Origin of the sequence: Acetobacter sp. AAB5 (assembly GCF_050106715.1) — a bacterium.
GTDB classification, from domain to species: domain Bacteria; phylum Pseudomonadota; class Alphaproteobacteria; order Acetobacterales; family Acetobacteraceae; genus Acetobacter; species Acetobacter oryzifermentans.
On the sequence record NZ_JBNIEW010000008.1, the window covers coordinates 40118 to 63794 of the forward strand.

Below are 23677 nucleotides of genomic sequence, written 5' to 3' on the forward strand. Positions count from 1 at the left end.
CGTAAATGCAGAAAAGGAGAATGTCCTTATGCTTAGGGTTGAGGATGTGCATCTGCATTATGGGGCTGCCATTGCTTTGCGAGGTGTTTCGTTAGAAGCATGCGCAGGCAAGGTTACATGTGTGCTGGGGCGTAACGGGGTTGGTAAAACCAGCCTTATGCGTGCTATTACAGGTATGCATGCTGTCAGTTCAGGTAAGATTGTATGGGAGGGAGAGGATATTACAAGCCTTTCCGCTTATGAGCGTGCAAGGCGGGGCATCGCGACAGTGCCGCAGGGGCGCGATATTTTTCCTTTGCTGAGTGTGCGTGAAAATCTTGAAACCGGGTTTGGCCTTTTAAAGCGGCGAGACAGAAAAATACCAGATGAAGTTTTTGAACTGTTCCCTGTTTTAGGGAAAATGCTTGATCGACGTGGAGGTGACCTCTCGGGCGGGCAGCAACAGCAGTTGGCTATTGCGCGTGCCCTTATTATCCGTCCTCGGCTTTTGGTGTTGGATGAACCAACAGAAGGCATTCAACCCAATATCATTAAGGACATTGGCACTATTATCTCTATGTTGCGAGACCGTGGAGATATGGCCATTGTGTTGGTGGAACAATACTTTGATTTTGCATTTAATCTTGCTGATACCGTAGAAGTTATGGACAGAGGCAAAATTATACTTTCTGGGCAAGTTGCAGAAATGGATGCAGAAGTAGTGCGCGCCAACATTGCGATTTGAGAGAGTGGGGCTTTAAGAAAATCTTCTGCAAGTCTTACGAAAAACTTGGCGTCCCGCACGGGCTTCGAACCCGTTTGCCTTAAGTGGTTGTGGGTTCACTTCGTGGGTAAATCCGTGGGGTAATCAAGATCATTCGTTAAATTATTCTGAGATTTCACAGGAGGCAGAAAATAGCCCCCTGTAAATTTCTGATTTTTAAAAAAGATAAATAGAATATTTTTCTTACTTATCGTCAGCAAAAGTTAAATCACTACGGGCCTTATCAATTACTGCCATTGCTTTGCGTAGGAAAGTTACCGTGGCATCAAAATCAATGAGCTGATTTTTATCGAGTTGTATCCAGTTGTTTCCCGAACTTACAAGGGCCGCTGTCATAGAACGTCCGTTTCCGCGCCTTACTGGAGGAGTTATTGTTATATCGCTTTCTTTGTTTGCGGCTTTAAGCGTTTTTAACCATCTGTTTCTGACAGACGCTCGGGCGGATGGTAGGTGTTTTTCTGTCCAGCAACCCAATTTCATAACAAGAGATTTTTCTTCTATTTGCAAGTAGGTTTGCCAGCCAGACCAAGCCCCGAAATGCCACCAAGCCCCCATAAATCCGCCTTGTGCATTGGCAACATATCCCCAATTAAGATCCGGAAAAACTTCTTGAAGAGAGAGAAAAAAACCTTGCCAAGAATAACGAGACCAGTCGTTAGGATGAAGGTGGAGAAAGCTTTGCGTTTCTTTTTCACGAAAATCAAGCAACGATAAAAAATCATTGAATATATTGTTTTCTAATCCACTTTCTTTGATTTTTATTAAAACGTTCAAAAAATCCCTTCTCAAAAGAAGGTTGTATCCAGACTTTTTTGCTTTTTTATAATTCGATTGATTTCCTGTTTTGCAAAAAATCGGTAAGATTTTCCGGTTGGGATAGCGAGCTTGGATTGCAGTTTTATAGCGATCTAATTGGTTACCATGTTCGGAAGTATCAGTTTTATCTTCGATAAGAAGAATGAGATTTTTGCCAATTTCAGCAACAATGTCCGCTGAATCAAGTTGTTTTTTAACAACAATATTTTCGCTTGAAATCGGATTCTCTTTGCTCAATTCAAGTAAGTAATTAACAAATATTTTTCCTGCAGTATGCATTTTAAGGTCTTTGCTTGCACATGAGCTGTCAGCCCAGCTTAACAGCCAGCAAATAAAAGCATCTTGCGATAACTCTGATGTTGCCCAGCGGAATAAATTAGTATTATCAAACATAGGGTATTCATCCTCGTAAAGGTGTTCATTTTGTGTAAATGCAATAAGTAATGCATGTTTACATTTTATGGTGTTCTATCGTTTTTGGTGAACATGCGGTAGCAGAATATTATTCTTTTCCTCTTTGTTTTTTACTCTCCTAAATGAGCTCATAAAAAAAGCGTTTAATGGTTTAATGCGTCAGAAATGGTCGTAGCTTTGTGATGTTGGAATGCTGCTTCTAGCATTTCACAAAGTTTTTCTCGTAGAGAGTGGGGTTCAACAATTTCGACTGTGTTGCCCCAAGTAAAAAGGTGATTTGCTATCTCAAGTGATCCGCTTGCCACGAACTGAATGACGACACTTCCATCAGATTGCAACGTGGTTGTTTGATTGTGGTGAAACAGAAAACGGGAAGCATCATAAGCAGCTTGGGGTTTAAAACGGAGTATAATTTTTTGAGGTTTCTCCTGGAAAACCCCAAAAGATTGAGCCGTAAACTTTGCAATTGACCAGCCAGCAGGTGGTAAAACTGATTGCCCCCCTATTTCTACAAGATGAAGCTTATCAAAGCGCCACAGAGCAGGGTGTTGCTTTCCTATGATAGGTCCAACCAGATAATAGGAGCGCCCATACAGTATCCCCCAAGGAGAGACTGTGCGACGAGAATTGGCATTTTTCCCATAAACGAAAGTTAAGCAGCTTCCACTTTTAATGGCTGAACGCACTGTTTCTAAAACATTTGGATCGGCAAGAGGTTGAGGCCCAATCGGAGTGACGTAACCAGCAGTTATGGTAAGAGCATCTATATCCGGAGCTAACTTGTGTTTGTCTGAAGGGCGAAGCGAAGATTTTAATTTTTCGCCTAATGAATTGAGTAGATTGGCTCGCAAGGAACTTCCGCTCATCTCCAAAGCTTTGGCTGCACTATAAAGTTCAGCAAGTTCGTCAGATGTTGGGGCCTGTAGAAATCGATCTAGTCCACCACTGATGCGGAACCGTAATTTACGACCATCTGTAATGGCTTCTAGTTGAGGAAAAATTGCCTCAATAGTGGCTTTTAGTCTTTCTGCTGTACGGCGACTGACATGGCAAGCAATAGCTATTTCATCAAGGGTCAGACCTTCAGCTGTTCCGGCTAATAGCCGTGCGAGTTTTATAATTATATTGGCTTTTTCAAATCGCATCACGTCACCATAATTAACTACGTCCGTTACTGACGTAGATAATTGCTATTATCATGAATGGTTAAGAAAAAGGAACTATATGTCATGGCTATAGGAAGTGCGATCCAAAAAGGACGTTTTGTATATGTATATAATGAAAAAGGGCAACAATTATCTTGTATTGGGGCAGGAGGGCAGCCTACCGATGGGTTGCAAGGCTATACAAGTAGTACAGTTAGCATAAAAAAAGGAAGTTTTATTTATGTTTATGATGAGAAAGGTCGTCAGAAATCTTGTATTTCTGCGCGTTAAAGCATGATCTAAATATTTGAAGTAGTATAGCGCGTTTTGTGAGTGATTTATCGAATGAACTTACCATTGGAATTTTTTAGGCCGTTAAAGAAAACGGAAGGATAGTGTTTTTAGTCGATCAGGTTTCTATGTGGTCGAAAAGAAAAGTTTGTTGTTCTGCTTTTCAGACTTTTGAAAACTGTTTTGACAGCAACATTGTCAAAACAGTTTCTCTCTCGTTCCGCAGAATACTGCTCTTCAGACGAAGACGTTCATTCTCGCGAGCCAGATCAGCCTGATGTTCGGATGTTGGCTTGGTCGGACGGTACCCCACTATCCATTTATCCTAGGTGGATTTGCTAATGCTAAGATCGGCTGCAATCCGCTAAATCGTTACAAGTCCAATCGTATCCCATCGTCCTGCAACGATAGTACATGCAGATTATATATATTCTTTTGAGAAAAATGGGGAGCTGATGCTACGGAAAGCGTCTTTACAATCAGCCCAACCTTCTACGGGCTATCAGAGCATAGAGTGCAGCGAAAGTTAATATAAATTTTAATATTTGTGAAAATACAATCTATTCTTAATTTAATTATATAATATCAATTTTTAGGATATATGTTATTATTGATTGCATTATATACATACTTAAAATGAATATACTATAAATACTTATTTTATAGGATGTGCATAAGTTACTGAAAATAAGGGAAATTTTTTGATTTAATAAAAAATTTATGCAAAAAATATCATTGTGTTTTTGTTGATTTAACATTTTTGTTATGCGATTACTTAACACGTTACGTGCACGATGCAGGGGCTTGGGTTTGTTCTTGTGTCATTTTAGAATTTAAGAAAAGGACTTAATTTATGTCTTCTTTACCCAGCGATGTGGCTAGTGGTACCGGCACTCAAACAGACCCATATGTTCTCGAAAGCAATTCCGGAACAGTCACTCTGGAAGCTGGAAAATTTTACGTTCTAGAAAGTGGGACAACTATTGGTACAAAAGAAGGAAGTACCGAAAATACATCAGGTGCAGGCACATCTGCTTCCACTGGGGGAATTGTTGTTAATGGTGCCAGCCTTGAAGTACAGGATGGATCACAAATTAACGGCACACTTGATTTAAGTGCCTCTGGTTCCAGTGTTATGATGGATACGCCTAGCAGCTGGGTCCTTCAAACCAATTTGCCGGGGCATAGTTCCGTTGGTGGTGAAACGTACGGTTATCCTGCTCTGCAGAACGCTGTTGTCAGCGGGCTACTCAACAGTAATGGTACCGCTAATAGTAACGTTTCTTTTGTCATGAATGGTATTCCGGGCACCTTTGGTGGAGCATCGGGAAAGATTGGTATTTATGGCCAGTATGATGCCTCCGGTTCGACATTGGTTGTTGAATCTGCGAGCAGCAGTAATCCTATTCCTGCGGGAAGCAATGACACGGCAACTGGTGTTCATTACGGCGTCAACGTTTTGGTTCCAAGCCCTTATAATGAGGGCAACCCTTACAATGCGGTCGTTCTGTCTTATACAAAACTGGCAGATGGCAGCTATAAAGTTAACGGTGGCAGCACATCCTATACCTGCTTCCTGTCTGGCAGCATGATCCGTACGCCAGAAGGTGATGTGGCAGTTGAAGACATCAAAATTGGTGATGAAATTGTCGCTTTCGACTGGAAGAGCAACAAGGAAGTGACCCAGCCGGTTGTATGGGCTGGTAAATCGCATGCTTTCGCATATGCAAATATGCCGGATGATGAGGCAGGATACCCCGTTCGGGTTCTGAAAGACGCCATTGCTGATGGCGTGCCCTACAAGGATATGCTGATCACGCCAGAACATTGCCTGTTTTTTGAAGGCAAATTTGTGCCTGCACGTATGCTGGTAAATGGGGTTTCGATTTTCTACGATAAAACCATCGTTTCTTATGAATACTACCACCTAGAAGCGGAGCAGCACTCCGTCATCACAGCGGATGGTATGCTGACAGAAAGTTATCTGGATACGGGTAATCGTTCCTCTTTCCGTCAGGAAGGTAAAATTGCAAGTTTGCGGAATACTGCAAAAACTTGGGAAAATGATGCCGGGGCACCTCTATGTGTAGACCGTGCATTTGTTGAACCACTGTTCCGTAAACTGGAAGCACGAAACAAAGAGTTTATCAGTTCTCAGGTTTCAGCTGAACTGATACAGGATCCTAATCTGCATCTTGTTACGGAAAATGGCGCCATTATTCGTCCTATCCGGCATGGTGGGCAGCGCTACAGCTTTATGCTGCCAGCCAACACAAGCGCCGTGCGCATTGTCTCTCGCGCCAGCCGTCCGGCTGATGTGATTGGTCCATTCGTGGATGACCGCCGCATGATGGGCGTAGCTGTTGCGGATGTGTGTTTTGTTACAGCCAAGGAGCAAGTTGCTGTAACGGCTCACCTGCAGTCAGAAAAGCCAATTGGCTGGCATGATACAGATTGGACTGATTGTGCATGGACAAATGGGGATGCTGTTCTGCCTTTGGGTGATCTAACGCGGGGCTGCATGGGTATTCTTGCACTGAGCATCCGGGCTGCTGGTCCGTACACTGTGCAAAATGCAGAATCTGTTCCAGCAGATACTCGCTCTGCTTAAATTTACGTATCTCTCTCTCCGCTATTCTGGCGGAGAGAGTCTACTATAGATTTCCAGTTCACTATTTTTATGCTGCCTATTTGTAATATCTTAATATTTCATTGAAACCGGTTTTTTTCACGACTTTGCGTCATTCATGAACATGCAAAGAAAGTTACGGTTATTGTGGTTGATACAATCTTTACAACCACTCCTGATGGTACAACATCAGCAAACCAGTATTATAATTCTTATGATCGCGTGGTTGTTTCAGGGACGCTGACCGATGCGACACTCACAGAAACCACCTCTGGTGTAAGTGGTATAATTGAAGTTCAAACGGCGGTAGCATTACTCTAGGCATGTCGCTACGCCTCTGAATTGCTTCAGTGATGTCCGTCCTTTGCTCGGGCATCACGTTCCATGGATTTTGGTAGTTTGTCCGCCACAGGTTGCCGTTGCGGTCAAATCGACCAGCGCCAGCCGTGTGATCTTGCCCTGAAGAATGGCGGGGATGTGACCTTTGCGATCATTATCCCGGGTCTGCATGTCCTTGCGCACATAGCGGTCGACCAGTTCACGGACGGTCTGGCGTCGCAGCGGTCGCGTATCTTGGAACTGGCCAAGCTCCAGCTTGGCAGGCGTTCTCTCCAGCCAACGTCGTGTTAGTTTGGCTGAGGAAAAGATCTAGTGGATCTTCTTTCCGTCCACGATGCGTTTGCGGGCCCGATACTGGCCCTTGCCGCGCTCAACCCCGGCAGGGAGCGGGCGGCCTGTGGCCAGAAAAGTTTTGCCGGAAGTGATGCGATCTTTCATGGTGAGTCGCGCTCAACCCCAGCATAGCCTTTTCATAGGCCTGATGAGACAATGTACTTATTATCTTTTTTGGTAACAGGCCTAAGGTTGGCCTAAAAACAGTCAATCATTCCGTGACCAAAACTCATAAGTCATTGGAAAGATTGGCGTCCCGTACGGGATTCGAACCCGTGTTGCCGCCGTGAAAGGGCGGTGTCCTAGGCCTCTAGACGAACGGGACAAGAGGCTGTGTTGAGGCGCTTTGTAGAGATATTGCTGAGGAGCGTCAAGGCAGGAAATAGACTTTTACGGAGGTTTTTGAAAAAAACATCATTCCATAATATGTCGGCATATTGCCAAAGGGTCATTCCAGTTCAATTGGCATGCATAAGTACCAATTCAGGATAGTAAACACGTGCAAGCCAAGCATTTTATAAAAGGTCTTATGGTTTTCTGTCTTGGGTTGCCCACAGCTGTATTGGCGCAAAGCATCGCACATAATATTGCGGCTTGTCAGCTTTCTGGTGGTCATCCTGTATTTTGTGGCCTGCCCTTTACAGGGGACGCTGTGCTGCCTTTAACGTCGGAAAACGGCAGATATTATAGATGTTTAGTTACAGGAGGGAACGCCACATTCTGTAAGGAGCCCTATACAGGCCAAGCCGTGGTTCAACAGCTCAATGGTCTGTATGCATCTTGCCTGATTGAATTGGGGGAGGTGAAATTTTGTAGTTTTCCCTATACTGGCCGTGCTGTTATTCGCGGTTGGTAGGGAATATTTTAGAGGCCAAGCTCTAACAGTTTTTTCTGTAGAGAAAGAGGCAGGCCTCCGGCGTGCGTAGGAGTGCCCTGCAAATCAGCGGGGGCATCTTGGCTTTGCAGATAGCGCCATCCCTGAAATGGTCGTATGGCCCGGGGTTGTACGGGAATAATCTTGGGGGAAAGCAAGATAAGCGTGCCTTGTGTGCCATCCGCCCGTGTTGTGGTTTGAATATCCATAATGGGCTGTCGGCACAGAATAAGCCCGTTGATGACGCGGTACAATGAACCACCATCCAGAAGGGCATCTTTTTGTTTGGGAAAAGAGCGTGTGTGCACTACGGGCAAAGGAACATCATAATCTGGATGAGCATAGGTATTGAACGGCTGTTTCAGCCGTTCAGTCAGATCTTCGAGTGATTCAACACCCACAGCCAGCTTGATCAGATTAAGCATTTTTCCAATGTAGTGCGTCACTTACATCAGGCAAGGTTCTATTTTTAAAACACCAGCGCATGTAGCAGGGCTTCCAGCCGCAATCGGCCTTCTTCTGTGGCGTGTAAATGGGTGGAGGTTTGCACAAGGTAACCTTCTTCCACCGCAGCCGCCAGAATAACCGGGTCTAGGGTTTCTGATAGGTGTAGGCCTGTGCGGGCCTCAAAATGTTTGAGCGCAATGCCTTCCTGTAAACGCAGACCCATCAAGAGCATTTCTCGCGCACGTTCCTGCGGTACAAGTGCTTCCTGAGTTGTCTGACCAGAACCTGTGCGTTCCACCAGTTCGGCCCATGGCTCAGGCGCACGGTGCCTGCGCGTAGCATACAGTTGGCCGTCCAGTGTAATGCGCCCGTGTGCGCCGGGGCCAAGGCCCAGATAATCACCGTAATGCCAGTAGGTCAGATTATGGCGGCTTTCACTACCCGGTTTGGCGTAGTTGGAAACTTCGTAAGCATTCAGCCCATGCGCATGGGTGATGGCTGTTGTTGTTTCATAAAGTTCAGCGGCTGTTTCTTCATCAGGCAGGCTGAAGCTGCCCTGCCGATAAAGAGCTTCAAATTTGGTACCGGGTTCAATGGTCAACTGATAGAGCGAGACATGGTCTGCTACCAGTTGCAGCGCTGTTTCCAGCTCAGTTTTCCATGCGGCCACGCTCTGGTTGGGGCGGGCGTAAATCAGGTCAAACGTAATGCGGGGGAACAATGAGCGGGCAAGTTCCAGTGCAGCCAGCGCTTGCGTGGCGGAATGCTGACGGCCCAGAAAATGCAATGCCTCATCATTAAGGGCCTGAATGCCGAGGGAGACACGGTTTATCCCGGCCTGCCTAAAATCTTTCAGCCTTTCAGCTTCTACGCTGGTTGGGTTGGCTTCCAGCGTAATTTCAAGGTTGGGGGCCGCATCAAACAGAGATGTGGCATCATCTATCAAACTTGCGACTGTTTGTGGGGCCATAAGTGAAGGCGTGCCGCCACCAAAAAAGATGGATGTCAGGCGGCGGCGGCCCAAACGGTTTGCCTCGTGTGCAAGTTCTGTACGGAGCGCCTGTGCAAAGCGCGCCTGTGGAATTTCTGCCCGCACGTGTGAGTTAAAGTCACAGTACGGGCATTTGGCCAAACAGAATGGCCAGTGGATATAAAGGGCGAGTGCGTCCTGTTCCACAGTATTAGATAGCCACTTTCACGCCCAGTTCCACAACACGATCCGGCGGAATACGGAAGAATTCCATGCTGGAGGTAGAGTTGCGGAGCATGAACAGGAAGATAGACATCCTCCAGCGTGACATACGCGGCACAGAAGACCGGGTAATCAGCTCGCGGGATGTGAAATAGGATGCCTGAAGGGCATCAAAATCAACACCGTTGGCTTTCAGTTCTTCCAGTGCGCGGGGGATATTGGGCATTTCCATAAACCCGTAGCGCAGCACAATGCGGTAGATATCTGGGGCCAGTTCCTCCACAGCTACGCGGTGGCCGCGTTCTGCCTCTGGCTGATCAAGGTTCTGCACGGTTACGAAGAGCACGTGGTCATGCAAAATCTTGTTATGCCGCAAATTATGCAGCAGGCACGGGGGCACAAAGTCTGGTGTACTGGTCATAAACACAGCCATGCCGGGCACGCGAATAATGCGGGACTGCGGAAGCCGCGCGATAAAGGACCCCATGGGCAGGCTATCCTGCCGCTGGCGCGCAATAATAAGGCTGCGGCCCTTTTTCCATGTGGTCATCATCAGCGTTAACACACAGCCAAGTAACACAGGCACCCAGCCGCCATCAGGAATTTTAAGGGCGTTGGCGGCAAAGAACGTGCTGTCCAGCAGCAGGAAGCCACCAAACACAGCGCCTACTTTCCATGCCGGCCAATCAAAGTGGCGCCGGAAAACGACAATGGCCAGAACAGAGGTGCAGATAAATGTACCCGTAACCGCAATGCCATAGGCAGACGCCAAGGCATCAGAACTGCGGAAGGCCACCACCAGCAACACAGCGCCCACAGCCAGAAAGCGGTTGAAGTCTGGCAGATAAATCTGGCCTTCTTCTTCCGCATTGGTGTGGGTAATGCGCAGCCGGGGCATATAGCCAAGCTGGATCAACTGGCGGCAGATGGAAAAGCCGCCGGAAATGCCGGCCTGACTGGCAATAACGGTTGCAAAAGTGGAAAGCACCACCATTGGCCCCTGCATCCAGTGTGGGCACAGCAGGAAGAAGGGGTTTGCCAGAGCTTTGGGGTCAGAAATAACCAGAGCAGCCTGACCAAAATAGTTGAGCACCAGCATGGGCAGCACAAAAAAGAGCCATGCATAACGGATGGGGGCACGGCCAAAATGGCCCATATCGGCATACAGAGCCTCGGCCCCGGTTACGCACAACACAACAGAGCCAAGGGCAAGGAAGGAAAGCTTGCCGTGGTAGAAGATGAACTCCAGCGCATAGGTAGGCGAAAGCGCCATGAGAATAGCTGGGTGATGTAGAATTTCGATCAGCCCCAGCGCACCTAGCGTGCCAAACCACAGCAGCATGATTGGCCCAAATATGGTGCCAACTTTGCCTGTGCCAATCCACTGTACGCTGAACAGGCTGATAATCACCAATATGGCTACGGGTATCACAAAGTCATGCGCGGCGGGCACGCTCACTTCCACGCCTTCAATGGCGGAAAGCACGGAAATGGCAGGGGTAATAATGCCATCACCAAAAAACAGACAGGCGCCTACAATACCAACTAACCCTAATATCCATCGGGTTTTCTGGTTGACCACCACACGTTGGGCAAGGGACATAATAGCAAGGATACCGCCCTCGCCATTATGGTCAGCCCGCATGATCAGGATGACGTATTTGACCGTGACAATCAGGATTAGTGTCCAGAAAATCAGGCTGGCAACGCCCAGAATTTCCCACGGAGCAACCTGATGATGGCCCGAAATAACTTCTACAGTAGAGCGGAAGGCGTAAAGTGGGCTGGTGCCGATATCACCATACACAACGCCCAACACACCCAGCAGAGCGGCAAAGCCAACAGGGGCGGCAGCGTGCTGCGGTTGGTCGGCGTCAAATTCCGTAATGCGCCGCGGTTCCGGCGCTGAAGCCACATGCGGCTGATCTCCTGTAGGAGGAGAACCAGCCGGTTTGTTGGCGGGGTCAGTCATGGTGTCTCTGGCTCCACGTCAGTCTTACAGGGGCACGTTGCCCCGTTCGCCCTGCATAAAGGGCGCAGATAGGTGGAAGCAAGGCATACTGGCCTCCACCCAGAAAATGAAAATCAGGGGGAAGGTGGCCGCGGCCCGAAAATTGCGGTGCCAACACGCACAAGAGTTGCCCCTTCGGCAATGGCTTGTGGGTAATCGGCAGACATCCCCATGGAAATAACAGGGAGCCCATGTTCCTGCGCCATGCTGCGCAGCAGCCTAAAATGCGGCACAGGGTCTTGCATGGCGGGGGGAATGCACATCAGCCCTTGCAACTTTGCCCCAAACTGTTGGCGACAGGTGCGGATAAAGCTATCTGCTTTTTCACGCGGGACGCCAAATTTTTGGGGCTCATCGCCTGTGTTGACCTCAATGAGCAGCTCAGGCAGGCGGCCTTCTTTATCTGCTGCTTTGGCCAGAGCTTCTGCCAGTTCCGGCCGGTCCAGGCTTTCTATAACATCGGCAATGCGCACTGCATCACGCGCTTTGTTTGTTTGCAGGCCACCAATCAGGTGCAGCCGCAGGTCAGGGTAAGTTGCCCGCAGGGTGGGAAACTTGCTGGCGGCTTCCTGCACACGGTTTTCTCCAAACACACGCTGGCCTGCGGCAAGGGCTTCCTGCACGCTGGAAAGCGGATGAAATTTGGAAACGGCAACCAGCGTGACAGAGGCGGGATTCCGGCCTGCTGCGTGTGCTGCTGCGTCAATATTCTGGCGAACGGCCGCAAGCCGGTCCGCTAGAACAGATGAGGGAAGGGCGGATGGTGTTTCCATGAGGCGTCAAAATTCTTGAAGATGCGCACTTGGTCAAGTGCCGCAAACGCCGCATACCTATGTTGAGAGAGGAAGATAACCTTTTCAGGCGCCTAGAAGGTCTTGGCTTAAAGCGCCTGAGGGATACCTTAGTATAAAACCAAATTTATACTGCAAGAGAATCGACTGTTAAGATAATTTTACCCAAATGGTGTCCATCTTCCATTGCCTGATGCGCCGCTGCAGCCTGTGCCAATGGGAAAGTTTGATGGATAAAAGGGCGTATTGTGCGGTTTGTCAGCAAAGGCCAGGCTTTTGCCTTTAGGTCCTGTGCAATGCGGGCTTTGCTGGCGCTATCGCGTGGGCGCAATGTGCTGCCTGTTACAATAAGCCGGTGCGTCATAATCCGCACCAGATTGGCTTGCTCGGCTTTTGCGCCCCCTTGCAGTGCGATAATGATCAGCTTTCCATCAAAGGCGAGGCTCTTGAGATTTCGTTCAAAATAGGGGCCGCCAACCATATCAAGAATAACATTTACGCCTTTGCCTTTGGTAAATTCCGCAATGCGTTCGGCAAAGTCTTCCGTCTTATAGTTAATGGCCTGTGCGCCCAGTTGTTCGCACAGAGCACATTTTTCATCCGTTCCGGCTGTTGCAAAAGGTGTGCCGCCAAAAGCCTTAACAAGCTGTATAGCCGTTGTGCCAATGCCGCTGCTGCCACCATGAATCAATACCCGTGCATCTTTGGGCAGCATGGTGGGCATAAAAAGGTTAGACCACACGGTAAAAAAAGTTTCCGGTAGGGCGGCGGCTTCTATGGCATTAAAGCCTTCTGGCCAAGGTAAACATTGCCCGGCAGGTACAAGGCAATATTCTGCATATCCGCCCCCATTTGCTAACGCGCATACGCGGCTCCCTATGGCAGGCATTGTGACACCATCTTGTGGCAGGCCGTGTGCGACAACTTCCCCAGCTATTTCCAACCCTAGCCTTGGGCAGGCTCCGGGCGGAGGTGGATAAAGCCCTTTGCGCTGCATAATATCAGGTCGGTTTACGCCAGCAGCCATCACGCGTACCAGCACTTCGCCTCGGCCTGGTTGCGGAACCTGAATTGTTTCCAGGTGCAGAACGTCCGGCGCACCTGCTTGCGCAAAGCAGATGGCTTTCATGGTGGAAGGCAGAAGGGAGGGTGCAGGCATAGAGAATTCCGCCGTCTGTAGTTGTGGTTACCCAAAAACGTTTAACGTGGCTGCATACAGTATGGATAACGCATGCAAGTTCACGTCCGCGCTATAATGAGCGGTTTTCTCTGGTTTGTGATGTGTTAGCGCCGGTGTTTTTCGCCTGCTAGCTCTCGGCGGGTGCGTTCCAATTCTTCCGCATAGCGGCGTAAAACGTAGCGCTCACTCAGTATGCCGAGCACATTGTGATCTGTGTCTGTAACAGCCAGAGCAGGCAAGCCTGTGCGTTCAAATGCAGCTAAAGCGCGGGAGAGATTGTCTTCCGGAGCCAGAACCATGCTGTCTGGTGGCAGAAGGTTTTGTAAGGGCTGGTCGGAAGGCGTTATCATGGATTGGATTTGCGTATATTCCACCAACCCCATGCAGTGGTGCTGCTTATCCAGCACAACGATGTAACGTGGTGCACGGCCCGTAAATGCCGTGCGTGCTTGGGCTACAGACGTTTCAGCAGGGAGGGTATCAACCTGCGTGCGCATCATTTGCCCTACAGTCAGCGTACGCATCCAGCCTACATCCACGCCAGAGCGAATGTTTTCCCCACGGAGGTGAAAGCGCCAGGTGGTGAAGGAATAGCCAAAAATACGCCGTGTGGTGAGTGAGGATGTAATGGCTGCCAGTGCCACTGCGGCTGTCATGTTGGCGCTGTGCGTTGTTTCCAGCGCCAACAGAATCATGGTGAAGGGCCCCCCAATAATGGTTGTTGCCAGCGCGCACATACCGGCAACGGTGCAAAGTGTAATGGGCAGAGGCAGAAGAGGTGCTGTAAGCCCCGTAAAGGCTGCACCGGTTAGAACCCCCAAATAGAGCGATGCAAAAAAGAGCCCACCACGAAATCCACTTCCAATAGAGATAGTAGAGGCTAAGGCTTTAAGCAGGAGCAGCCCTATGGCCAGCCACAATGCCGGAGGCATCATCAACCCTTCCCGCATGGCCATATGCCCAGAAGACAGCACAGATGGAGAAACAAGGGCCAGTAACCCAACCAGTAATCCCCCCACTGCCGGGCGCAGCCAAAGGGTTGGCAGAATACGACGGAAAAGGGATTCCGTAAGCGTTACGCTTTTCATCAACCCAACGCCGATAAAGGCTGTGGCAATGCCAAGCAGTATGAGGAACGGATATGCCAGTGAAGGAATTGTTTGTGGCAGCGTAAGAGAAAGTTCTGGCAGGCTGGCCCCTGCAAGATGAACAACAGCCAAAGCACAGAGAGATGCACAGGCCACAGGTGCCAGTAGGGGAAAGGCATAGGAACCAATAACCAGTTCAAATGCGTAAAAAGCTCCTGCCAGTGGGGCATCAAACGCAGCACCAATAGCGCCTGCCGCACCACACCCTACCAACAGGCGTATATCTGCACGGTGCATGCTGAGGTTGCGCCCAATGCGAGAGCCAAACGCGGCTCCAATCTGGCTGAAACCGGCTTCCAGCCCAATAGAAGCACCGCAACCGTTTGAAAGAACAGTTTGCCCCGCAACAATCAGGCTGTCTTTCAGGTTCATGCGGCCACCATGCAAGGCATTGGCTTCAATAGGGTCTACAGGCCGATGGCGCTGGCGGGTAAGGGCAAGGTTCCATAATCCCAGCAATAACCCCCCGCAGGTGGGAACCAGCAGGGCATGCAGGGGTGTAATATGTTGAAGGCCAGAAAGCCGAGAATGACCGGGAGCCAAAAGCTGGTGAACCAGAAAGGTTGCTTTGGTCATAAGGCTGACCGCACCACCAGCCAGCAGACCAATAAGAACAGCCAGAGCAACAAGCCACAGAGAATCTGTACGCACCAAGGCACGTAAGGTCAGCAAAAGGCGTGCAGGTGTTTTATGAGTGCGCAGGTGGTCTAGCAGTCCTGTCATGGATCGGACATAACAGGACGGCTGACCAACGTCCAACACATCACATAAGTGTCATGCACTTTTATGAAATATGATGCATGCTGGTTATGGAGCAGGTGGTTTTCCAGCCAGAATAAGATCAGCTTCCTGATCCGTTAAAGGGTAATGGAAGAACTTACGGTAAAAGGCCTGTGTGGCCTTGTGCATATCCGTATCAGCAAAAAGATCTGGGTGCAGTTTTTGTGCAACCCATTGAAGTTGAAGTAGCTCCTCCGCGCCGTATCTGTCCCATGCAAATACGCCTCGTGGGTTTATCCATGCCCGCCCGTTTTTAAAAGCAGCCAGAGACCTTAGAGGGGAGGCCGCGTCCGGCATGCCTGCGGAGGCTCCGATAATAATGACATCCGGATTCCACACAGCAATTTGTTCAAAGGAAACAGGGCGATGGTTGCCGCTGACCGTAGCAGCATTGTGCCCGCCAGCAGTTTGTATCCAAGCATCTATCAGTGTGTCTGTACCATCAATCTGCAATGGGTTCAGGCGCGCAATATGCAAAACGCGAGGGCGCTCTGCGGCAGGCAGATTGGCCAACCGGGTACTTAATTGCTTAAGCGTTGCTTCCATGTCCTCTTTGTAAGACTGGGCAACCCGCGTGGCTTCCGGTGTGTCCAGCGCTTGGGCTGTCATATCCATGGATTTCAGCATCTGTGGCAGAGTTGTATATTCTGCACATAAAGTGGGCACGCCCATTCTGCGCAGTTCTTCTGCCTTTGCAGATGTTGGCACAAAAGCCAGACCGATATTGAGGGCCAGCAGATTTTCTGCGCTAGCGGTATCAGGCCGCACGCCCGTATGGGCGTTTTTCATGATAGGCGCCACCTTGAACAGCCACGGGCTATCCACCGGATTTTCGGCAGAAACCCGGATACGGTCTGCTGCCCCCAGCATGACGGAAATTTCGTTATGGGCAAACCAAAGGTCTGCAATGGCTGGGTGGTCGTCCTTGATCTCAACGGTATGGCCACTCATATCCGTAACGCTGCGCGCTATGGCGGAGGAAGCAACAAAAGAACCCAATCCCGCAATCAGCAGGGTGGAGCAACAAAGGCGTGTCAGCAATGAAGGCATGGAGCGTATCCTGTTTTTATATACGATAGGATACAGATAGATGCGCCACAAGCACCATGTTGGTGCGGATATGGTGAACTATTGGAGGAAAATATCGTGCGTAAGCACAAGGTTATGCTGGGAGATAAGCTGCTTTACCAGGCATCTCAGCTTTCACATGCGCAACGCTTTGCAAAAGCACGGCAGGCTGAAGGTGTACCGTGCCACGTTGTGCCAGATGAAACGCCCAAGCGACCCCGTAAGGTTAGAATAAATAGTCTAACCGGCAAACCCTACCGTAAGGTGACATCGGAAAAAGCAGTGCGGTAACGGCCCTGCTTCATGCAAAAATTATACAAGCACTGAACGGTTGTTGCGCCATGCTTCTTCCAGCGCATCTGCTGGATCAGCATAAGGTGCGCTCCAGCTTCCTTCTTTATCCGGTGCATGCGTAAGGGCACGCCATGTGGCCTCACCAGTCTGACGCTCCAACGCAATGTGCCAACCCGGTGGAATGCGTGCTAGCAGGCGTTCCATTTTTTGCCCGGATGTAAGGGGTTTGGCGTAATTGTGTCCCACTACCTTCTCCCGTAGCGTTTACATGTTTAAGGGAAGAGTTCTCAAGCGTGTCAGAATTTCTGCAATAATTTCCGCTGGTTCTGGGAGAACGGAAAAAGTAAGTGCTTCCTCATCCGCTTGTGGCGGTTCCAGCGTTTCTAACTGGCTAGGCAATAAAGAGGCAGGCATAAAGTGGTCGGCCCGGGTTTTTAGTCTTTGTGCCAGAACAGATGTATCTGCGCTTAAATAGATAAATATAGGCTTTACGCCATCTTGCTGAAGTCGATCACGATAAACGCGGCGGAGGGCAGAACAGGCAAGGATACCGCCCGTTCCGGCTTTTTGTTTTTCTGCCAACCAAGCATGGCAGCGGGCTAACCAGCCTTGGCGGTCTTCATCTGTCAGTGGAACTCCGTGGGCCATTTTTTCAATGCTGGAGGGAGCATGCAGGCTATCTGCATCCAGCCAGGGCCACCCCAACTCATTATGCAACCCTTCAGCCACAGTGCTTTTGCCAGACCCGCATACTCCCATAATAACCAGTAGGTGCTGGGTAATACCCTGTGCCGCTGGTTGGGCAGGGAGTGTGCTGTCTGTGGGGTGGGCAGAAGCATTCTGTGGCATGGGTGATATTTTAATCCTGCTGTGGGGTAAGGATGCGTATGCCTTCTGGCCCAGCGGTAATGGTTTGGCGCGCCATATGCAGGAACAACCCGTGTTCAACCACACCAACAATTTCCAGAATGGAGCGGCCCAGCTTTTCAGGTTCCATCATGGGGCCAAACACGCAATCCATGATGAGGTTCTTCTCATCTGTCAGATAGAAAGAGGCATCACGGTTACGGCGTGGTGTAACATGCGCGCCCAGTGCCCCCAGTTGGCGTGCAACGTTTTCCCAGCCAAAAGGAATAACTTCTACTGGCAGGGGGCATTTTGCACCCAGATGGTCCACATATTTGGTGGCATCGGCCACCACCACAAACTGCTTGGCGGCAGAGGCTACTATTTTTTCCCATAACAGAGCGCCACCCAAACCTTTGATAAGGTTGAGGGTGCGTGGTTCAATTTCATCCGCTCCATCTATGGCGATATCAAGTTCAGGCTGTTCCCCAAAAGTGGTGAGAGGGATACCTTCTTCTCTGGCCTGTTTTTCTGTGACACTGGATGTAGGAATGGCGCGGATACGCAGCCCTTCCTCCCGCACACGGCGGCCAAGTTCAGCAACAACAAATTTGGCGGTAGAACCCGTGCCAAGGCCAACGGCCATGCCATTCTGCACAAGAGATGCAGCCTTAATGGCAGCCTGCTGTTTGAAGGCTGCAGCGGGGTCGGGCGGTGTTGCGGTCATGCCTGTTTGTATCCTGTTAGTTCTGCAGTGCGGGAGCGGCGGGCTGATCTAAAAACCAGATCAGATTTCCTGCACTGGTAATGGCACTGGCGGGGCAGGCAGGGTCCTGCGCTCTTACGCGGGCAACAGCTTCTTTCTTGTCTGCCCCTTCTACCAGAAAAATAACGTGCCGGCTGGCATGAATAGCCGGGTATGTCAGTGTCAGTCGCGTGTGGGGGGCCACAGGCGGCACGCAAGGGGCAACCCATGCGGTGCGTTCCTGTAACACCGGCTGACCGGGGAAAAGCGAGGCCGTATGCCCATCTGTGCCCAAACCCAGCAGGTTTACGTCAAAAAGGGGTTTGTCTGCCTGAAGAGCATCTCCGTGATAGATCTGTTTCAGGGTTGCTTCATATTCCTTGGCAGCTTGCTCCGCGGTGCCTTTATCCGGCATGGGAAAGATGTTTTCTGCGGGCACAGGCACGCGGGAAAACAGCAGGCGGCGCATCATGCCATAATTGCTGTCTGCATGATCGTGCGGCACAAACCTGTCATCTCCCAGAAAAAACTGCATGCGCTGCCACGGAAAGCGGCTGACATAGGGTTCTTCTGTCATCAGGCGGTAGAGATGTTGCGGCGTGCTGCCTCCACTTAGCGCAATGCGGAAGGGAGCTTCCGGGCGCTGGAGCGTCTGCTTAACAAGCCAGTCAGCCAGATCATGCATCAGGCTGTCTCGTGTTGCAGAAATGTGCAGGGCGCCGGTGGCGGTATTCTGTTCTGTCACGATACTGTCTTTCCTGCCGTGTCTGAAAGAGGAGCCACGCGGGGCAATACAAACTGTTCCATAGCCTTGGCCCAGCCATCTTCTGAATTGGGGGCCGTTACAAAATGGGCTGTTTCCGCCACTTCTGGTTTTGACTGCCCCATCGCAATAGAAAGCCCACCAATGGAGAGCATGGGCACATCGTTGTTCATATCCCCAATGCAGGCCACTTCTTCTATGGGTACGTTATACAAATTGGCCAATTGGCGCAGGGCGTAGCCTTTGTTGGCATCTTTGGGGGTGATATCTAAAAAGCATTGGCAGGAGCGGGCTACACTGGCGCGGCCTTCTAGCAACTGCCCGATTTCCAGCTCCTGACGCATCAGGGCTTCATAATCGGCAGAAGATCCAGTCACCTTGCCAACATCCTGCTGGTAATCATCAAACGATGGCACCGCTGTAGGGGTCATGCGCACAGCTTTTGCTTCGGGTTCTACATACGCACCGGTTGCATTGGTTACCAACCACTCATGCCCACGGAACAGCCAGGCATCAATGTCATGCACCTTCAGCATATCCAAGGTTTCCTGAACAGCTTCGGGGTCTAGTGAGAGGCGAGAGCGGATTGTGCGGTCTGCATTAAAAATGGTGCCGCCATTCAGCGCGCCATAAGGCGTGTGCAGGCCCAGCACATCAAAATACATTTCCATCCCACCCGGCGGGCGGCTGCTTACAAGACAAACAGGTACACCAGCCTGCTGGAGAGCCTGAATAGCGGCAATACTATGCCGGGTAACCTGTTTTTCAGGCGTAAGCAGCGTGCCATCCATGTCAGACACAACAAGGCGGATGCGGGAAGCAGGCGGACGGCCCGGGTTGAGTCCGTTCTGTCCGTTATCTGTCATACTTCCCGACTCCTGCACTGTGTTTGAAATATTATTTTAGTTCTTGTTTTCTACGTGGCCACCAAAGCCAAAACGCATGGCAGATAGCACTTTTTCTGCAAATGTATTGCCACTGCGTGAACGGAAGCGTGTGAACAGTGCGGCTGTCATAACCGGCACGGGCACAGATTCTTCAATAGCGGCTTCGATTGTCCAGCGGCCTTCACCCGAATCACTCACTTCACCACTGAATTCCGAAAGCTCACCATTTTTGGCCAGAGCCTGCGCCGTAAGATCCAGCAACCAAGAAGATACCACGCTGCCACGGCGCCAGACTTCGGCAATATCTGCCATGTTGAGAGAGAAGCGTTCATCCTCTGCCAGAAGTGGTGAGTCCTTGCGGTACATCACGTCAAAGCCTTCCGCAAAGGCCTGCATCATGCCGTATTCAATACCGTTATGAACCATTTTAACAAAATGGCCTGATCCGGCAGGGCCGCAGTAAAGGTAGCCTTGTTCCGCACGGGGGTCGAGGTCTGCGTGATCACGGCCCGGCGTGCGTGGGATATCCCCAATGCCCGGGGCCAGAGAGGCCAGAATAGGATCAATATGATCGGCGGCTTCACGCGGGCCGCCATACATCATGCAGTAGCCACGGTCTAAGCCCCACACACCACCAGATGTGCCGACATCAATGTAATCAATGCCCTTCTCAGCCAGCATTTTGGCGCGGCGGATATCATCTTTGTAATAGGTGTTGCCACCATCAATAACGATATCGCCTTTCTGCATCAGGCCAGCCAAAGCCATTACGGTTTCTTCCGTAATGGCGCCAGCCGGAAGCATGGACCACACAATTTTTTTGGGTCCGCTCAGCTTTTCCACCACATCGGCAAGGTTGCTGGCGGCAACAGCACGACCGGCTTCTGCGCGGGCAACGGTTTTTTCCACCATTGCGGTATCGCGGTCATAAACAACAACGTCGTGCCCGTGCCGTGTCAGGCGGACGGCAATGTTGCCGCCCATTCTGCCCAGTCCAACAATGCCAATCTGCATAATGTTCTCCTGTCTGATATTTTACAGGGCGTCATGCAGGGCGGAAGCAAGCGCTGCAAGGCCTTCTTTTAGATTTCCTTTAATATGCACGCGCAGGGCACGGCGTTTGCGTTCGGCCAGCACGTCAAAATCTCCACGTGCCTGAGCGGCTTTGACAACACCAAAGGAATAACCTGTGCCGGGCACGGGTAGGTCTCGCGCATCATCCGCAGTAATTTGCAGGAAAACACCCGTGTTGGGTCCACCTTTGTAAGCCTGACCGGTGGAGTGTAGAAAGCGCGGGCCAAATTCTGCTGCCGTGGCAATGGTTTTGGCATCTCGCACATGCAAGCGCACATGCTGGATCCATTCCAGTGTTTCACGGTTGCGTTCAATGTAAGCCAGAAGTCCCACGTAATCTCCGGTTTTTACGCGGTCAAAGTGTGCTTTCAGGATAGCTGTTGCTGTATCTCCCTTAAGGGCGTTCGCATTTGCTTGATCTGCAAAAAACACCAGCGGGCCGTGCTGTGCAAAAGGTTCTTCTGCGGGCAGTTTGCCGGTTTTTTCGTAAGCTTCCATCAGCTTGCGTGTTTCGATCTTGGTGGATTCAACATCCGGCTGATCAAACGGATCAATGTTCAGGAAAGCACCTGCAACAGCGGTTGCAATCTCCCAACGGAAGAATTCCTGCGCAATCTGGCGTTTGTTATGGAAGTTGATGGTGATGACAGGCTGCCCGGCATCAATCAGGGTTGAAATGGCTTCATCCTGCTCATGCCGATGTTCGGTGGCGAGGCGCAGATAAACAAACAGCCTGTCTTTGCCGTAGCGCTTGGGTCCACCCAGCGTTTCATCGTCAATGGGGATGATACCCTTGCCATGTTTGCCGGTGGATTCAGCAATAAGCTGTTCCATCCACGCGCCAAAATCCATGATTTGTGGCGTGGCAATAATCGTCAACTTATCGCGGCCAAACTGTGTGGCAGCAACGCCCATAATGGTGCCAAGCAAAACGCCGGGGTTGGACACAGGCGGCACGCTGCCATCGCACATGCGTACACCACGCAGTGCATCTTCAAGGAACAAGCGTAGCGGCACACCGGCTGCCGCGGCAGGCACCATGCCAAAGTTGGAAAGAACAGAGTAACGACCACCAATCTGTGGGTCACCGGCAAAAATCTTCCAGAATCCCTCGGCCTTGGCAAAGGCTTCCAGCTTAGAGCCAGGGTCTGTAATGGCTACAAAGTGTGAACCTGCTTTTTCTTTCAGTGCCCGTTTGGCCAGATCCTGAAAATAGGCCAGCATAATATTGGGCTCCAGCGTGCTGCCGGATTTGGAGGCCACAATAAACAGCGTGTGGTGCGGATCTATCTTCTTTTCAAAAGCGGCAACCTGCTGCGGGTCCGTGCTGTCCAGCACGTAAAGGTGGCCAAAGCCTTCGTGCTTGCCAAAGGTCATGGCCAGCACTTCTGGCCCAAGGCTGGAACCACCCATGCCCATCAGCAGAACCTGATGAAAACCGCGGGCCTTCACTTCAGCCTGAAAAGCTTCCAGATCCCCAATATGGTGCAGGCGGTCGTCTACCGTATTCAGCCAGTTTAGCCATTTGGCTTCTGGCCCATTGGTCCACACCGCGGCATCTTTGGCCCAGATGTGGCGGATAGAGCCAGATTTGCGCCAAGCGGTGAGGCCTTTGTTAACTGCTTCCTGAAAATCGGCTGGCAGGCTTGTTTTCAGGGTGGTGAGTTTATCGCCCAAAAGGGTAGCCTGTTTGGCAGCAACAGAGCCCAGTAGCCCATCAAAGGCATCTGCAAAGGATAGCACGCCTTCATCTACAAGGGTTTTGGTAATTCCTTCCAGATCCAGACCAAGGCGCTGGGTATCTTCCATCACCTGTCGGGCATTGGCGATATCTGTACCAAGTGTTTCAGCCACAGTGCCGTGGTCACGGAAGGCATCCATAGTGGCAGGCGGCAGGGTGTTAACGGTTTGCGGGCCGATCAGGCTATCAACATACAGCACATCGCTATAGGCTTTATCTTTGGTGCCGGTAGAGGCCCACAGAAGGCGCTGAGTTTGCGCACCTGCATCTTCCAGCGCTTTCCAGCGCGGCGTTTGCATAATTTCCTGCCAGTACACATAGGCCATCTTGGCATTCGCAATGGCAACTTTGCCGCGTAGGGCCTTCAGGGCTGCGGCATCTTTATCCCCAGCAGCAACGCGCCGATCAATTTCTGCATCAATCTTGCCGTCAATCCGGCTGACAAAGAAGGAGGCAACCGAGGCAACGTGGGAGAGATCTCCGCCCTTGGCTTTCCGGTCTTCCAGACCACTCAACCACGCATCGACAACATCTTTGTAAGCATTCAGAGAGAAAATAAGCGTGACGTTAACGTTAATGCCCGCGGCAATACTGGCCCGGATAGCCGGAATGCTTTCAGGCGTTGCGGGAATTTTGACCATCAGGTTGGGCTCAGCCACATCCGTCCACAAGCGGGCGGCTTCATGCGTTGTGCCTGCCAGATCTCGTGCCAGATACGGAGAAACCTCTAGGCTTACAAAACCATCCTTGCCACGAGCCTGCTCATACACCGGGGCCAGAACACGGGCGGCTGCCTTAATGTCTGTAACGGCCAGTTTTTCGTAGAGCACTCCGGGGGAAACAATTTCATGCGTCAGAATGTCACGCATCTGGGCATCATATTCCGTGCCTTCTCCCATCGCTTTTTGGAAGATGGCGGGGTTGGAGGTGACACCACGAATGTCATCATCCTGCACAAGGCGCGCCAGTGAACCATCCTCCACAAAGGAGCGACGGATGAAGTCCAGCCAGGGGGACTGATGGGCTTTTGCGAGTGCCCGTAACGGATTGGCGCTTGGCGTGGCGGAGGATGTCATTGGTGGTTATCCTTTCTCCATCCTGCCCGA

At 50.6% G+C, this 23677-nt stretch carries 22 protein-coding genes and 1 tRNA gene; 5 read left to right on the forward strand and 18 right to left on the reverse strand.

All coding sequences use genetic code 11. The features are described from left to right. The first annotated feature begins 28 nt into the window (after positions 1–28). Positions 29–724, forward strand: coding sequence for an urea ABC transporter ATP-binding subunit UrtE (gene urtE / locus ACP7IZ_RS09015; protein ID WP_426848801.1), 696 nt, complete (start codon positions 29–31; stop codon positions 722–724). Positions 725–946: 222 nt separating this feature from the next. Here the strand turns inward: urtE and ACP7IZ_RS09020 are convergent, their stop codons facing one another. Both ACP7IZ_RS09020 and ACP7IZ_RS09025 read right to left on the reverse strand, forming a co-directional pair. Continuing rightward, complete coding sequence (locus tag ACP7IZ_RS09020) at positions 947–1972, reverse strand: PD-(D/E)XK nuclease family protein (protein WP_426848802.1); 1026 nt, start codon at positions 1970–1972, stop codon at positions 947–949. Between the two features lie 164 nt (positions 1973–2136). Beyond that, positions 2137–3138, reverse strand: coding sequence for a helix-turn-helix transcriptional regulator (locus ACP7IZ_RS09025; RefSeq protein ID WP_426848803.1), 1002 nt, complete (start codon positions 3136–3138; stop codon positions 2137–2139). 84 nt (positions 3139–3222) lie between these two features. On the opposite strand from ACP7IZ_RS09025, the gene ACP7IZ_RS09030 reads away from it, so the two are divergent. The 3 genes from ACP7IZ_RS09030 (at position 3223) to ACP7IZ_RS09040 (ending at position 6379) form a co-directional block, all read left to right on the forward strand. Further along, the gene (locus ACP7IZ_RS09030; RefSeq protein WP_426848804.1) at positions 3223–3429 is read left to right on the forward strand and encodes a hypothetical protein; all 207 of its coding nucleotides are present in this window, start codon (positions 3223–3225) and stop codon (positions 3427–3429) included. An 853-nt stretch (positions 3430–4282) separates the two neighbouring features. Next, a complete protein-coding gene (locus ACP7IZ_RS09035; RefSeq protein ID WP_426848805.1) occupies positions 4283–6040 on the forward strand; it encodes a Hint domain-containing protein in 1758 nt (585 codons plus the stop codon). 165 nt (positions 6041–6205) lie between these two features. After that, complete coding sequence (locus ACP7IZ_RS09040) at positions 6206–6379, forward strand: hypothetical protein (RefSeq protein WP_426848807.1); 174 nt, start codon at positions 6206–6208, stop codon at positions 6377–6379. 327 nt (positions 6380–6706) lie between these two features. Here the strand turns inward: ACP7IZ_RS09040 and ACP7IZ_RS09045 are convergent, their stop codons facing one another. The 9 genes from ACP7IZ_RS09045 to ACP7IZ_RS09085 all read right to left on the reverse strand — a co-directional run bounded on the left by ACP7IZ_RS09045 (position 6707) and on the right by ACP7IZ_RS09085 (position 16203). Then, positions 6707–6835 (reverse strand): hypothetical protein, encoded by a 129-nt coding sequence (locus ACP7IZ_RS09045; protein ID WP_426848809.1) that lies wholly within the window; start codon positions 6833–6835, stop codon positions 6707–6709. 144 nt (positions 6836–6979) lie between these two features. Next, positions 6980–7055 (reverse strand) — tRNA-Glu (locus ACP7IZ_RS09050). A gap of 539 nt (positions 7056–7594) precedes the next feature. Beyond that, the gene (locus ACP7IZ_RS09055) at positions 7595–8029 is read right to left on the reverse strand and encodes a DUF1489 family protein (protein WP_426848810.1); all 435 of its coding nucleotides are present in this window, start codon (positions 8027–8029) and stop codon (positions 7595–7597) included. 44 nt (positions 8030–8073) lie between these two features. Beyond that, positions 8074–9228 (reverse strand): radical SAM family heme chaperone HemW, encoded by a 1155-nt coding sequence (gene hemW / locus ACP7IZ_RS09060; RefSeq protein ID WP_426848811.1) that lies wholly within the window; start codon positions 9226–9228, stop codon positions 8074–8076. Between the two features lie 4 nt (positions 9229–9232). Continuing rightward, on the reverse strand, positions 9233–11215 hold the full coding sequence (locus ACP7IZ_RS09065; RefSeq protein ID WP_426848812.1) for a potassium transporter Kup: 1983 nt from the start codon (positions 11213–11215) through the stop codon (positions 9233–9235). A 113-nt stretch (positions 11216–11328) separates the two neighbouring features. Continuing rightward, positions 11329–12027, reverse strand: a complete 699-nt coding sequence (locus tag ACP7IZ_RS09070) for a YggS family pyridoxal phosphate-dependent enzyme (protein WP_426848814.1) — start codon at positions 12025–12027, stop codon at positions 11329–11331. Positions 12028–12172: 145 nt separating this feature from the next. After that, the gene (locus ACP7IZ_RS09075) at positions 12173–13204 is read right to left on the reverse strand and encodes an NAD(P)H-quinone oxidoreductase (protein ID WP_426848815.1); all 1032 of its coding nucleotides are present in this window, start codon (positions 13202–13204) and stop codon (positions 12173–12175) included. Positions 13205–13329: 125 nt separating this feature from the next. Continuing rightward, positions 13330–15096 (reverse strand): chloride channel protein, encoded by a 1767-nt coding sequence (locus tag ACP7IZ_RS09080; protein ID WP_426848816.1) that lies wholly within the window; start codon positions 15094–15096, stop codon positions 13330–13332. 84 nt (positions 15097–15180) lie between these two features. Next, a complete protein-coding gene (locus ACP7IZ_RS09085; protein WP_426848817.1) occupies positions 15181–16203 on the reverse strand; it encodes an ABC transporter substrate-binding protein in 1023 nt (340 codons plus the stop codon). Between the two features lie 96 nt (positions 16204–16299). Between ACP7IZ_RS09085 and ACP7IZ_RS09090 the strand changes: the two genes are divergently transcribed. Then, positions 16300–16512, forward strand: coding sequence for a hypothetical protein (locus tag ACP7IZ_RS09090; protein WP_426848818.1), 213 nt, complete (start codon positions 16300–16302; stop codon positions 16510–16512). Between the two features lie 21 nt (positions 16513–16533). Here the strand turns inward: ACP7IZ_RS09090 and ACP7IZ_RS09095 are convergent, their stop codons facing one another. Genes ACP7IZ_RS09095 through ACP7IZ_RS09125 form a run of 7 tightly spaced genes read right to left on the reverse strand, consistent with a single transcriptional unit; the run spans position 16534 to position 23647 of the window. After that, entirely contained in the window at positions 16534–16761 is a 228-nt protein-coding gene (locus ACP7IZ_RS09095) for a hypothetical protein (protein WP_006115827.1), read from the reverse strand. A gap of 18 nt (positions 16762–16779) precedes the next feature. Then, positions 16780–17364, reverse strand: coding sequence for a gluconokinase (locus ACP7IZ_RS09100; RefSeq protein ID WP_426848819.1), 585 nt, complete (start codon positions 17362–17364; stop codon positions 16780–16782). Positions 17365–17374: 10 nt separating this feature from the next. Beyond that, positions 17375–18088 (reverse strand): ribose-5-phosphate isomerase RpiA, encoded by a 714-nt coding sequence (gene rpiA / locus ACP7IZ_RS09105; protein ID WP_426848820.1) that lies wholly within the window; start codon positions 18086–18088, stop codon positions 17375–17377. Positions 18089–18104: 16 nt separating this feature from the next. Then, a complete protein-coding gene (pgl, locus tag ACP7IZ_RS09110) occupies positions 18105–18851 on the reverse strand; it encodes a 6-phosphogluconolactonase (RefSeq protein WP_426848822.1) in 747 nt (248 codons plus the stop codon). After that, the gene (locus ACP7IZ_RS09115; protein WP_426848823.1) at positions 18848–19735 is read right to left on the reverse strand and encodes an HAD family hydrolase; all 888 of its coding nucleotides are present in this window, start codon (positions 19733–19735) and stop codon (positions 18848–18850) included. The genes pgl and ACP7IZ_RS09115 overlap by 4 nt, the downstream gene beginning before the upstream one ends. 36 nt (positions 19736–19771) lie before the next feature. Further along, positions 19772–20770: a phosphogluconate dehydrogenase (NAD(+)-dependent, decarboxylating) gene (gnd, locus tag ACP7IZ_RS09120; protein ID WP_426848824.1), complete on the reverse strand. Its 999-nt coding sequence runs from the start codon at positions 20768–20770 to the stop codon at positions 19772–19774. 21 nt (positions 20771–20791) lie between these two features. Next, positions 20792–23647 carry a bifunctional transaldolase/phosoglucose isomerase gene (locus ACP7IZ_RS09125; protein WP_426848825.1) on the reverse strand — a complete coding sequence of 952 codons (2856 nt, stop codon included), beginning with the start codon at positions 23645–23647 and terminating at the stop codon, positions 20792–20794. Positions 23648–23677: the final 30 nt, after the last annotated feature.